This window comes from Shinella sp. GW821-FHT11G07 (assembly GCF_058808115.1).
Window position 1 is genome coordinate 92,706 of record NZ_JBXARJ010000003.1, and the last position, 12,763, is coordinate 105,468.

Genomic DNA, 12,763 nt, shown 5'->3' on the forward strand with positions numbered 1-12,763 from the left:
AGCGCTTGAGACGTGGTATAGCGAAGGTCAACTGACAGGGCTGTGTCAGTTGTAATGGAGAAAACCGATGCGCAAGGCCTCCCGGCTGTTCGAGATCATCCAGATTCTGCGGCTCGCCCGCAACCCGATCACGGCGGCGGAGATTGCCGAGCGGCTAGAGGTGACGGTGCGTTCGATCTACCGCGATATCGGAGCCCTGCAGGCGATGCGCGTGCCGGTCGAGGGCGAGCGCGGCATCGGCTATATCCTGCGTCCCGGTTTCGACCTGCCGCCGCTGATGTTTTCCATCGAGGAGACCGAGGCCATCGTTCTTGCGCTCGCGCTTCTGGAGCGCACCGGCGACACCGAATTGCAGGCCGCCGCTCGGAGGGTCGGCGACAAGATCGCCGGCGCGGTGCCGCCGCCGTTGCGCCAGACGCTCTCCGCCCGCGCGCTGCACGCGTGGGGCACCACACCACGCCAGCCGGAGGGCATCGATCTCGCAACGGTGCGCCGCGCCATCCGCGACGAGGAAAAGCTTCTCATCGACTACCGTGACGAATATGGCCGCGCCACCGAGCGCGCGATCCGCCCGATCGCCCTCATCTACTATTCGGAGACGGCCAACATCGTCGGCTGGTGCGAACTGCGCCAGGCGATCCGCAATTTCCGCGCCGACCGGGTGGCAGCCTGCGAGGCGGCGGGGGCGCATTTCCACGGCGAAGGGGATCGGTTGCGGCAGATGTGGATTTCAGGCTGGGCGGAGAACGCGCAAGCAGCACGCCTCTAGCCCGGCCACTCGTCAGGCGGCCAATCGCGCGCCGTGTGAAGGACCCGGAGAATGAACAATGTCTCGTTCCCTTCGACCGTCTCGATGCAGTAGGCGATAATGTAGGGAAGTCCAACCACCGACTTCTCGTAGGTTCCCCCAACCCGACCCGGCCGCCCGATTGGGCGGTTCCCGAGCGCAACAACCAGGGCATCAATCCGCTCGGCGACCGAGCGCGCGGCGGCGGGATTGTCGCGGGCGATATGGCGTATCTGTTGTTTCAGGTCCTCAAGGGCGGCGCGGGACCACCGGACGGGTCGTTTCATGACCGAGCGCGTTCAGCCACGTCTATGATGGAGGACAGGTCCGACATGGCATCGCCGTGCGAAACCGTTCGCCCGTTGCGAATGTCCTCCAGCCCCTCGTTTATGCCCTCGACGATCGCAAGTTCCTTGGCAACGTAGGCTGAAACGGCTTCGGCTGCGAGGAACGAGCGGCTGCGCCGCGTATCCACCGCGAGCCTGTCGAGCTTTTCCTTGAGATCCGCGCTGACACGGATGGTCATCGTCGTGCTGCTCATATCCATCACCTGTGCTGCGTTGTGTACAAACTAACACATTCCATCGGCCTTGCACAGGACAACGAAAACCCCGGCCGTTGCCGACCGGGGTTTCGCAAACTCAAGCAAGCAAAAAAGCTTACTTCGTAGCGGCTTCGTAGCGCTCCAGGACGTAGTCCCAGTTGATCAGGCTGTCGACGAAGGTTTCGAGGTACTTCGGGCGGGCATTGCGGTAGTCGATGTAGTAGGAGTGTTCCCACACGTCGACGCCGAGGATGGGCTCTGCGCCGTGTACCAGCGGGTTTTCGCCGTTCGGGGTCTTCGAGATGGCGAGCTTGCCGTCCTTGACGGAGAGCCAGGCCCAGCCGGAGCCGAACTGCGTGGTGCCGGCAGCGATGAAGTCCGCCTTGAACTTGTCGTAGCCGCCGAGATCGGAATCGATCGCCTTCTGCAGGACGCCCGGCAGGCTCTTGCCGCCGCCGTCCTTCTTCAGCCACTTCCAGAAATGGACGTGGTTGTAGTGCTGGCCGGCATTGTTGAAGAGGCCCTGGTTGGTGCCGTAGGACTTCTTGACGATCTCTTCGAGCGACAGATCCGCCAGGCCGGCTTCTTCCGCCAGCTTGTTGCCGTTGTCGACATAGGCCTTGTGGTGCTTGTCGTGGTGATATTCGAGCGTTTCGCGCGACATGAAGGGCGAAAGCGCATCGTAATCATAGGGAAGCGGCGGAAGTTCGAAAGCCATCGTGATGTCTCCTCATTGTTTAGGCGCAATTCGCAACATGCAAAACTGTTTCGCTTTGCTGGAACTGCTCCGGCGACGGAATTTTTTTCAAGGAAATCCGTGAGCGGAACATAGGAGCGGCAACCGGAAGAGGCAACCGCCCGGGTTCCAAATTTTCCTGACATGCGACAAAATCATTCCGGTTTTGCGTGTCAGATCAATGACGAAGCGGAACGAAATCCGATTCGAGACATTTTGTCCGACACCCTCGCAACACGGAGCCTCCCATGCGCGCCATCCCCCTCGCCTGCCTTGCCCTTTCGCTCGTCGCCCCGGCGGCCCACGCCTCCTCGCCGGATGCCTGGGAGGAATTCCGCGCGGACGTGGAGAAGAGCTGCCTGGCGAGCCTGCCGGAGGCGCTCGGCACGCCCAACGTCTTCGTCGAGCCGACCGGCACCGAATCCTTCGGCATCGCCGCCATCGAGGGGCTGTCGCCGGAATCGAAGAGCCAGATCACCTATGTCTGCATCTACGACAAGCAGAAGAAGACGGTGCAGGTGTCGCCGCCGATTGCCGCGGAATTCCTGCATGTGGTGCGTGAAAGCGAACGCGAGGCGATCGCCAAGGAGAAGGCCGCGACGGGCGACAACAAGACGGAGGATGCAGCCGGTCAGGAGTGAGGGAACACCTCAGGCGGCTCGCCGATAGGCAAAGCTGCGGCCGCCATCCGGCGAGGAGACGAGCCCCATGCGGTTGAGGGCGGCAAGCACGCTCATCACCGCCGGGCGCGCCTTCTGGCCCTGACGGAAACGCGCGGCAATCGCCGCCGCATCCACCGCCCCGCCGGCCTCGATCAGCGCATCGATGACGAGGCCCGTCTGCGCCACATCGTCGTTGCCCGGGAAGGACGGCTTCGTCCCAGCCTTCTCGACGATGGCCGGCAGGCCGAAATCGGCCTCCAGTTGCTCGGCCTTTTCCTTCTCGGAGCCGAAGCGCGGGATCTGGTAGTCCGCGTGCCTCCTCCTTCGCCCGTTCCTTGTTGAGCGCGACGAGGCGGGCAAGCACCTCCTCTTCCGGCAGGTCGACCGGCCAGCCATAGGCCTCGGCCACCGCGATATCGAGTTTTTCGTGCAGCTCCTTCAGGATGAGCACGAGGCCATCGTCGAAGATCCGGCGCTCCTTGGCGTCGAGATCGTCAGGCCCGGCGCCCGCGCGCAGGCGCTCCAGCACGTTGTAGAGGCCGGTCAGCGTGAGATGTTCGTGTTCGGCCAGCACCCGCTTGCGGTGGGCATCCAGTTCTTCAGCGACGAGGCTGATCGCAGCCTTCTGGGCATCGGTGGCGGTGGGGAATGGGAAGGGGTCAAAACAGACAGACTTTGAATAGCGGGGACGATCCTCCAAAGTTCCGCCCTGTGCCAACGCCCAGATCACGTGGAAACTGGAGGACAAAACACCGAGCGGATAACCTTCACTCAAACCGATTGCGACCAACATATTATCGGGTAAAATCGCAGCATCGAGAAACTGGAAGACGCGGTGTTTTGCGGTTTCGACGGTGGCGATGTAGCGTGGCAAATTGGCTATCGCTGGACGTAGTTCGCTGCGCGGCTTTCCGAATAGCCACCATTTTTCAGCGTAGGAAATTGCGTCTTTTGTCGGATTTACAGCGGCAGCGACTTGCTGATCCCGGGCAACTTTCACTGTGCCCAACAAATGCTGATAAACCGCCGGATAGCGCGCACGGACGTTCTCTGCCGATAGACCAAACAGGTCAACAACCATAACGCCGCGAGCGCGCTCGGTCAGATCGCGGCCATTCCTGTAAACGCGGATATGCTGCTCCAGTCCCGGCAACCGACCAAGCCCAAGATGCTCCGCTTGTGAAGGCGTCACGATAAAGCCTGAGCCATGTAGCGACATTCCACGCGACGAAAGTCCCTGGTTTGCCGTCATCGAAACGACCGACGCAACATCCACCCCGACCGTCAAATCCGAATTGACCTTCCCCTGCTTCTCCTCGAACAGGACCACCGGGCTGTCGGTCTCCACGCCCTCCTCCGCCGTGACCTCCAGCAGCAGGCCGTCATGCTTGCCCGCCTGCGCCACCGTCATGGCGATGCGCACGGCCGCGCTGTCGCGCGTGATCTTTGTCCACGGATGGTCCGGGATCGCCATGATGATCGAAAGCGGCTTCTTGGCGGATAAATGCGGCTCCATCACCCGGCGCTGGAAGACCTGGCTGATGGAATTGGTGGTGACGAAGCCGAAGCGCTTGAGCTTCGTGCTCTTTTTCAGCAGGATTTCCGCCGAACGATCCCACCAGTACATGACGAAATCGGCGCTTTCGTTCAGGTGCTTGTGCGCCTTCCAGAGCGCCTCGGCGTAGGCCGAGCCCATGCGGGCGCGAATGTCCTTGCCGCCAACGAAGGGCGGGTTGCCGACGATATAATCCGCCTCCGGCCATTTCGGCCGGCGCGGATTGGGATAGATCTCTTTGCCGTCCACCATCTGCGGCAGCGGATAACCGTCCCACAGCAGCACCGCATCGCGGTTCTCGATGTTGCGGAACGCCTTGAGGATCGGCTCGGACGGCGCGACGCCGCGGTTGCGGAAATGCCATTGCAGGTGGCCGATCCACAGCACCAGCTCGGCAATGGCGGCGGCGCGCGGGTTGACCTCCAGCCCGAGGAACTGGTGCGGATCGACCGTGTGGCTTTCGAGTGCGAAGGCCTCCTGGCCGCCGAGGTCGTTCAGCGCCTCCAGCACCTCGCCCTCCAGCCGCTTCATCAGCTCGAGGGAGACATAGAGAAAGTTGCCGGTGCCGCAGGCGGGGTCCAGCACGCGGGTTTCGCACAGCCGGTCGTGGAAGGCCTGCACGGTGCGGATCGCCGCGTCGCCCTTGCCCTCCGCGCGCTGGCGATCCGCCGTCGAGCGGGCGGCGTCCCATTCGGCGCGCAGCGGATCGATGACGGTGGCGATGACCAGCCGTTCCACATAGGCGCGGGGCGTATAGTGTGCACCGAGCTTGCGGCGATCGGCCGGGTCGAGTGCCTGTTCCAGGAACGTGCCGAAGATCGCCGGCTCGACATCCTTCCAGTCAAAGGCGGCCGCGGCCGCGAGCTCGCCGATCTCCTCCTTCGCCAGCGCCAGCGCGCGGCGGTTCTTGAAGAACTCGCCGTTGAATTTCTTGACCTTCTCGCGGATCGTTGCCGAGAAGGTGCCCTCGTCCATCGCCTTCCAGAGGTCTTCCATCATGCCGGGGAATATTTCGGGCTTCTGCGCGCAATCCTTCAGCAGCTGCTTGAAGCAGTCCTTCGGCAAAAGCTCCACGTCCTCGGCGAACATGGTGAAGAGCATGCGCATGAGGAACATCGCCACCTCTTCCGTGGCATAGCCGGATTTCTCCAGCGCCTGACTGACCTTGGCGATGCGGGCGGCGATGTCGCGCGTCACCTTGGCGGCGTAGCGGGACGGATCGAGAGACAGCGGATCGGACCAGATGGCCGCGAGCCGTGCGCGAACAGCCTCGTCGCGCAGGTCCTCCAGATAGATGCGGAAGGAGCGGCGATCGGGAAACTGGTCATAGGCCTTCCCGTCGCGGCGAAAATTGGCGTAGACCTCGATGCAGTGACCGACATCGCAGACCAGAACGAACGGCGGCGGCTCATGTGTGGCGGGCAAGAGCCGCACGTAGTTTTCCGCCTGGCTGCGTGCGTTGATCATCAACACGTCCCAGGCCCGGTTCGCACCGGCGCGCCGCCCGCGCGGTGCCGTCGAGGCAAGGCCCGGCAGCTGGGGAGCATCGAGTTTCTTCTCGCCCTCGAAACGGCTCTGCTTGGCCTCCAGCACGAAACAATCGCGCTTGTAGAGGTCGATGCGCCGGGATGAGGCGGCACCATCGCGCGCCCGCTCCTTCACCACACGCTCGAAGACGTAGTCGTTTGCTTCATGGCTCGCGCTGGCGACGTCGGGATGGCCGAGGCCCAGGATATCGCAAAGCTCCGTCAGGAACAGCGCATAGTTCGCCCGCTCCTGCCCGCCCTCCTGATGCTGCCAGCGCTTGATGAAGGCTTCGACGGCTGCTGTCACTTACAATTTCTCCCGGCATGATGCCGCCGATCATACGGGCGACGACCGCGCGCGCAAGCCCTGCGCCGCACGCAGGGCTTGCAATGCCTCACGCATCCCCGTTGGAATGCGCCCAGTCGAAATAGAGATCGCGCGCCTTGGCGGTGATCGGGCCGGGTTGGAGGTCGCGGTCGTCGAGGCGGGTGACGGGCACGACCTTGGAGTAGTTGCCCGAGGTGAAGATCTCGTCGGCCGTCTCGAAATCGGCGACGGTCAGCGTGGTCTCGACCACCTCGAAACCGGCGTCCCTCAACAGGCCGATGACGCGCATGCGCGTGATGCCGGCGAGGAAGGTGCGGTTGGCGGCGGGGGTAAAGACGACGCCGTCCTTGACCATGAAGATGTTGGACGAGGCGGTCTCGGCGACATTGCCCAGCATGTCGCGCACCAGCGCATTGTCGAAGCCACGCTTGCGGGCCTCCACCAGCATGCGGGCATTGTTCGGGTAGAGGCAGCCGGCCTTGGCATCCGTCGGCATGCATTCCACCGTCGGGCGGCGGAAGGGCGAGACGGTGATCGACGAAGCGGCCTTCGGGTCCCCCATCGACGCCTCGAACAGGCAGAGCGCGAAGCGGGTCGATTCCGCGTCCGGTGCGACGACGCTGGTGGGGGAGCCGTGCTCGGCCCAGTACATCGGCTTGATGTAGATCGCCGTCTTGCCGTCGAATTTTTCGACGCCCTCCCAGGCGAGCGCCTCGATCTCGTCCGCCTTCATCGTCGCCTTGAGGCCGAGTGCCTCGGCAGAGCGGTTGACGCGCTGGCAATGCAAATCGAGGTCCGGGGCGATGCCGTCGAACCAGCGGGCGCCGTCGAACACGGTCGAGCCGAGCCACATGGCATGCGAGGTGGGGCCGATGAGCGGCGGGTTGCCCGAAATCCATTCGCCGTCCACGAAGGTCCAGGTCGTCGTGCGTGGTGAGGTATCGACTGGCATTTTATACTCCTTTTCGCCCATCAAGGCCCGACCATTGCGGCTGGTCAAGCCAGAAATGCCTTCCGACAGCCCGCGCCGCTTGTCCATTCAAGATGTTGAATGGGTGTATCAGGCCTTATCATGGGTCGCACGGTTGAGGGGCCGTGGGGTGCATGCGATACAGATGCAAAGGGAGAAACAGCATGCGCGCGATGTATTATGAAGCCTTCGAGGTGACGCCGGAAATCCAGACCCTGCCCGACCCGAACCCGACGCCGGGCGGCGTGGTGATCAAGGTGGAGGCGACGGGGCTTTGCCGCAGCGACTGGCACGGCTGGATGGGGCATGACCCGGATATTCGCCTGCCACATGTGCCGGGACATGAACTGGCCGGCACGGTGCTTTCCGTCGGCAAGGAGGTGCGCCGGTTCCGCGAGGGCCAGCGCGTGACGGTGCCGTTCGTCTCCGGCTGCGGCCATTGCGGCGAGTGCCGTTCGGGCAACCAGCAGATCTGCGAGGAACAGTTCCAGCCGGGCTTCACCCATTGGGGCTCCTTTGCCGAATATGTCGCGATCGACTATGCCGACCACAATCTCGTGCACCTGCCGGAGGCGATCGACTATGCGACCGCCGCCAGCCTCGGCTGCCGTTTTGCCACCTCCTTCCGCGCGGTGGTCGACCAGGCGCGGGTGACGGGCGGCGAATGGGTGGCGGTGCATGGCTGCGGCGGGGTGGGTCTTTCGGCGATCATGATTGCCGCAGCCCTCGGCGCCAACCCGATCGCCATCGATATTTCCGCCGAAAAACTGGATTTTGCGAAGAAGATGGGCGCGGTCGCCACCGTCAATGCCCGCGAGGTCGCGGATGTCGCCGAGGCCGTGCGCGACATAACCGGCGGTGGGGCGCATGCCTCCGTCGATGCGCTGGGCTCGCCCGTCACCTGCTTCAATTCGATCAAGAACCTGCGCCGCCGCGGCCGGCATGTGCAGGTCGGGCTGATGCTCGCCGACCATGCGACGCCGCAGATCCCCATGGCGCAAGTCATCGGCCATGAACTCGAAATCTACGGCAGCCACGGCATGCAGGCCTGGCGCTACGACGCCATGCTGGCGATGATCGAAAGCGGCAAGCTTGCCCCGCAAAAACTGATTGGCCGCCATATCAGCCTCGACGAGGCGGTGCCGGCACTGATGGCGATGGACAAGGCGACCGACCTCGGCATCAGCGTGATCACGCGCTTCTGAGGGCGGGGCGCCGACTGTGCTATGTGATTGACATTCCTCGCGCGATAGCCGTCAATCAAGCGTGACAATGCCCAGGAGGAATCGCCGCCCATGTCCCACGCCGCCTATGTCTTTGACGCCTATGGCACGCTGTTCGACGTGCATGCGGCGGTACGCCGCCATGCGGGCGATGTGGGTCCGAACTATCAGATGTTCTCCGAGGTCTGGCGCGCCAAGCAGCTCGAATATTCCTGGACGCGCGCGCTGATGGGGGCTTACGCGGATTTCTGGCAGCTCACCGAGCAGGCGCTCGACTTTACGTTCCAGCGCATCGGCGGCGTCGACCCGGCGCTGCGCCAGAAGCTGCTTGACGCCTATTGGAAGCTCGATTGCTACCCGGAAGTGCCGGCGGTCCTCAAAGCGCTGAAAAGCCGCGGCGCGCATATCGCCATCCTCTCCAACGGTTCGCCCGCCATGCTGGCCTCCGCGGTGAAAAACGCGGCGCTCGACACGGTCATCGACGACGTCTTTTCCGTCGACGCGCTGAAGACCTACAAGACAGCGCCCGCCGTCTACGACCTCGTGACGACCAACTACCGGCTCTATCCGAACGCCGTCTCCTTCCAGTCCTCCAATCGCTGGGACATTGCGGGAGCGACGAAATTCGGCTTCCGCACCGTCTGGATCAACCGCAGCAATATGCCGGACGAATATTTCGACCTCGGCCCGGCGCTGATCCTGCCATCGCTCGACAGCCTCTGAGGAAAATCCATGGCCTGGTCTGCCGCGCAATATTTGAAATTCGAAGACGAACGCACGCGCCCTGCCCGCGACCTGCTGGCCCAGGTGCCGGCCGATCTTCCGGCCGGAACGGTCTATGACCTCGGCTGCGGGCCTGGCAACTCCACGGAGCTGCTGGTGGAGCGGTTCCCGGGCCGCGGCGTCAAGGGCGTCGACAATGCGAGCGACATGCTGAAGGCCGCGCGAAACCGCCTGCCGGGCGTGGATTTCGTCGAATGCGACCTGGCGAAATGGCAGGCGCCCGAGCCGGCCGCCCTGCTTTACGCCAATGCCGTGTTTCAATGGCTTCCCGACCATGTGACGGTGCTGGTAAAGCTGATGGACAGCCTGCGTCCCGGCGGTGTGCTCGCCGTGCAGATGCCGGACAATCTTTCCGAACCGTCACATCTGCTGATGGAGGAAAGCGCGCTCGCCGGCCCATGGCGCACCGCCTTCGCCGATGGCACGCCGCGCCGCAAACCGCTGCCCGCACCGGCTGCCTATATGGACGCGCTCGGCCCCAAGGCGGCGCGCGTCGACGTCTGGCACACCGCCTACAACCACCCGATGGCGGATGCGGCGGCCATCGTCGAATGGGTGAAAAGCACAGGCCTGCGTCCCTATGTCGAGCGCATCCCGGCAGAACAGCGCGACGGCTTCCTCGCCGACTACGAAAGCCGCATCGCCAAGGCCTATGCGCCGATGGCCGATGGACGGCGGCTGTTGCGGTTCCCACGGCTGTTCATCGTGGCGGTGAAGGCGTGAATATCTCGGCTACGCGAACACATATTTGGGTGCCGAAATCCTTCATCGGTTTCGAGCAGACTTCCAAATCCACCAGAGCTTGAAGTATTCGCACTTCGAACAGTAATTCAGATGTCAAATTCCTACTTCCAGAAATTCACGATTGCTGCCGGCATCATTCTCCTCTCCAGTGCATGGTCTGCCCGCGCTATCGATGCTTGCCAAAAAATCCAATTTTCAGCAGAGCGCGCCAATCTAAGCAGGTTGCTGTCCTCGAGCGGTTTTTCAAAAGAAGAGAATCTCTTTCTTTTGAGGGGTGTTGATCAAAAGCTTAGTGAAATAAAGCGAGGCCTCCTTAACGCGCGCGGGAGCGAATGCGGATTGAATGCGGTGCGTGCACTGGTAATCGGCTGCTTGAATCACAGCCTGCCCTCTACTCTCCGGTCAATAACGTCTCCAAATCGCAAGACTGGGAAAGCACCATGGGGGAAGTCGGATGTTACGCGCCGAGACGCCGCCGTTATCGGAATGACCCATGCCTGCAAGGCAAGCGCAATGGAGCATTTTTTTTCGAATTAACGCCGTGAGAAGCGGTCGACCTGAACACGAAGGCGTCGTGGTTGTCCGCACTTCTGGATAGACAGCAGTCGCGGTCAAAAAGCCTGAGTGCGCTCAAATCTTTTCCGCCAGAAAGTCGATGAATGCCCTTATGCGCGCGGCCAGATGCTCGTGTCCGGCGAAGACGGCGTGCACGGTCTCGATGTCGCCCGGGTTGAAATCCTCCAGCACGGGCACCAGCGTTCCGGCCGCGATATCCGGCTCGACGTGGAAGCGCCCGATGCGGCCGAGGCCAAGGCCATCCATGCAGAGCTGGCGCAGGATGGCGCCGCTGGAGACCAGCATATTGCCGGTGATCTCGTAGGCTTCGGTCGCCTGCCCATCACTTGCAAGAAACGGCCAGTCGTCCATGCTGCGGCGGAAGTTGAAGCGCAGGCAGTTGTGGGCGGTGAGATCGGCCGGGTGTTGCGGCGTGCCATGCCGTGCGAGATAATCCGGCGCGGCGATGACAACCTTGCGGCTTTCCAGCAGTTTTCGCGCCTTCAGCGAGGAATCGCGCAAGGGGCCGGAGCGGATGGCGACGTCGGTGCGTTCGCCGATCACGTCGATGACACCGTCCGTCAGCGTCAGGTCCAGCTCGATATCCGGATAGCGCGCGAGGAAGGCCGGCACGAGCGGGAGAATGCAACGCTCGCCGAAGCCGACCGAGGCATTGACCCTGAGCGGCCCGCGCGGCACGACGCGGGAACCCTCCGCCACGATACGCTCCGTCTCGGCGATATCCGACAGGATGCGCCGCGCTCTGCCGAGATAGACCTCGCCCTCCGGCGTCAGCTCCAGCCGGCGCGTGGTACGCACCAGAAGCCGCGCGCCGAGCCGGTCCTCGATGCGGGTGACGAGCTTGCTCACCGCCGATGGCGACAGGCGCAGCTTGCGGCCGGCGGCCGAAAAACTCTTCAGCTCCGCCGCCAGCACGAAGACCTCCATTTCACCGGCCCGGTTGTCCATGCAGCACCTTTGAATTCAATTCACATATGCTTATCCACTTCGCCGGATTAACGCGCAAGTGGTCCTGCCCCATATTCCGCTCCGAACCAACATCGCAACCCAGCCAAGCCGCCCGGATCCCAAGCCGGGAGGCCAAGGACCCTGCCATGCCTCTCGCTCTCTTTGCGCTTACCGTCGCGGCCTACGCGATCGGCACCACCGAATTCGTGATCGTCGGCCTTCTGCCGACCGTCGCGACCGACCTCGACATCACCCTGCCGCTTGCCGGCCTCATCGTCTCCGTCTACGCGCTCGGCGTCACCTTCGGCGCGCCCATCCTGACGGCGCTCACCGGCAGGCTCGGCCGCAAGCCGTTGCTCGTCGGCCTCATGGCGCTGTTCATCGCCGGCAACGTGCTGGCCGCACTGGCACCAAGCTACGGCATGCTGCTCGTCGGCCGCGTGCTGTCGGCCTTCGCGCACGGCGTCTTCTTCTCCGTCGGCGCGACCATCGCGGCCGATCTGGTGGCCCCCGATCGCAGGGCGTCGGCCATCGCCATGATGTTCATGGGCCTGACCGTCGCCATCGTCACGGGCGTGCCGCTCGGCACGTTCATCGGCCAGACGTTCGGCTGGCGTGCCACCTTCTGGGCCGTTGCCGGCCTCGGCCTCGTCGCCTTCGCCGCCATCGCCCTGCTGCTGCCCTCCAACCTCAACCGGGAAAAGCCGGCGGGCCTGATGGAACAGGTGCGCGTGCTCGGCTCCGGCCGCCTGCTCATCGTCTTCGCCATGACGGCGCTCGGCTATGGCGGCACCTTCGTGACCTTCACCTTCCTGTCGCCGCTCCTGCAGGACATCACCGGCCTGTCGGCCAACACGGTCAGCCTCGTGCTGGTGCTCTATGGTGCGGCGATCGCCTTCGGCAACATCGTCGGTGGCAAGGTGGCGAACCGCGAACCGGCCAAGGCTCTCGCCGTGCTCTTCGCCCTGCAGGCTGTCGTGCTGGTGCTTCTCACCTTCACCGCCCCCTCGCCGGTGCTTGTGCTGATCACGCTCGCCGCGCTCGGCTTCCTGTCCTTCGCCACCGTGCCGGGCCTCCAGCTCTATGTCGTGGAGATGGCCAAGCGCCACCGCCCGGCCGGCGTGGACGTCGCCTCGGCGCTCAACATCGCCGCCTTCAACCTCGGCATTGCCGCAGGTGCGTGGATCGGCGGGCTGGTCGTCGCCTCACCGCTCGGCCTCGGTGCAACGCCTTGGGTCGGCGCCATCCTCGTCGCCGCCGCCCTCGGTCTGACGCTGGTGAGCGGCGCCCTCGACCGCCGCGAACGCAGCGCACCGGACGCCGCCTGCCAGCCGGCCTGAAACCCTTCGTCCGCCGGGGCGCTACCCCTTCAGCTCCGGCG

General features: G+C 63.7%; 12 protein-coding genes. 6 read left to right on the forward strand and 6 right to left on the reverse strand.

Going from position 1 to position 12,763, the window contains the following annotated elements:
* Positions 1–67 precede the first annotated feature (67 nt).
* Positions 68–769 (forward strand): helix-turn-helix transcriptional regulator, encoded by a 702-nt coding sequence (locus AC1RT2_RS06795; protein ID WP_493100561.1) that lies wholly within the window; start codon positions 68–70, stop codon positions 767–769.
* Here the strand turns inward: AC1RT2_RS06795 and AC1RT2_RS06800 are convergent.
* The 5 genes from AC1RT2_RS06800 to AC1RT2_RS06820 form a co-directional block, all read right to left on the reverse strand.
* A complete protein-coding gene (locus AC1RT2_RS06800) occupies positions 766–1,074 on the reverse strand; it encodes a type II toxin-antitoxin system RelE/ParE family toxin (RefSeq protein WP_069059454.1) in 309 nt (102 codons plus the stop codon). The two genes, AC1RT2_RS06795 and AC1RT2_RS06800, sit on opposite strands and share 4 nt — an antisense overlap.
* On the reverse strand, positions 1,071–1,328 hold the full coding sequence (locus AC1RT2_RS06805) for a CopG family ribbon-helix-helix protein (RefSeq protein ID WP_069061468.1): 258 nt from the start codon (positions 1,326–1,328) through the stop codon (positions 1,071–1,073). The genes AC1RT2_RS06800 and AC1RT2_RS06805 overlap by 4 nt, the downstream gene beginning before the upstream one ends.
* A gap of 118 nt (positions 1,329–1,446) precedes the next feature.
* Positions 1,447–2,049, reverse strand: a complete 603-nt coding sequence (locus tag AC1RT2_RS06810) for a superoxide dismutase (protein WP_493100564.1) — start codon at positions 2,047–2,049, stop codon at positions 1,447–1,449.
* A 492-nt stretch (positions 2,050–2,541) separates the two neighbouring features.
* Entirely contained in the window at positions 2,542–6,117 is a 3,576-nt protein-coding gene (locus AC1RT2_RS06815; RefSeq protein WP_493100566.1) for a class I SAM-dependent DNA methyltransferase, read from the reverse strand.
* 88 nt (positions 6,118–6,205) lie between these two features.
* Complete coding sequence (locus tag AC1RT2_RS06820; RefSeq protein ID WP_493100568.1) at positions 6,206–7,090, reverse strand: branched-chain amino acid aminotransferase; 885 nt, start codon at positions 7,088–7,090, stop codon at positions 6,206–6,208.
* A 182-nt stretch (positions 7,091–7,272) separates the two neighbouring features.
* Here AC1RT2_RS06820 and AC1RT2_RS06825 point away from each other — a divergent pair, with 182 nt between their 5' ends.
* From AC1RT2_RS06825 to AC1RT2_RS06840, 4 genes are all read left to right on the forward strand, one after another.
* Positions 7,273–8,313 carry a zinc-dependent alcohol dehydrogenase family protein gene (locus AC1RT2_RS06825; protein WP_493100570.1) on the forward strand — a complete coding sequence of 347 codons (1,041 nt, stop codon included), beginning with the start codon at positions 7,273–7,275 and terminating at the stop codon, positions 8,311–8,313.
* A gap of 90 nt (positions 8,314–8,403) precedes the next feature.
* The gene (locus tag AC1RT2_RS06830) at positions 8,404–9,054 is read left to right on the forward strand and encodes a haloacid dehalogenase type II (protein WP_493100572.1); all 651 of its coding nucleotides are present in this window, start codon (positions 8,404–8,406) and stop codon (positions 9,052–9,054) included.
* Positions 9,055–9,063: 9 nt separating this feature from the next.
* Positions 9,064–9,837, forward strand: a complete 774-nt coding sequence (gene tam / locus AC1RT2_RS06835; RefSeq protein WP_493100574.1) for a trans-aconitate 2-methyltransferase — start codon at positions 9,064–9,066, stop codon at positions 9,835–9,837.
* A gap of 111 nt (positions 9,838–9,948) precedes the next feature.
* Positions 9,949–10,395 carry a hypothetical protein gene (locus AC1RT2_RS06840; RefSeq protein ID WP_493100576.1) on the forward strand — a complete coding sequence of 149 codons (447 nt, stop codon included), beginning with the start codon at positions 9,949–9,951 and terminating at the stop codon, positions 10,393–10,395.
* Between the two features lie 93 nt (positions 10,396–10,488).
* On the opposite strand, the gene AC1RT2_RS06845 is transcribed toward AC1RT2_RS06840, so the two are convergent.
* Entirely contained in the window at positions 10,489–11,382 is an 894-nt protein-coding gene (locus AC1RT2_RS06845; RefSeq protein ID WP_493100578.1) for a LysR family transcriptional regulator, read from the reverse strand.
* Between the two features lie 146 nt (positions 11,383–11,528).
* On the opposite strand from AC1RT2_RS06845, the gene AC1RT2_RS06850 reads away from it, so the two are divergent.
* Positions 11,529–12,722, forward strand: coding sequence for an MFS transporter (locus tag AC1RT2_RS06850; RefSeq protein ID WP_493100580.1), 1,194 nt, complete (start codon positions 11,529–11,531; stop codon positions 12,720–12,722).
* Positions 12,723–12,763 lie beyond the last annotated feature (41 nt).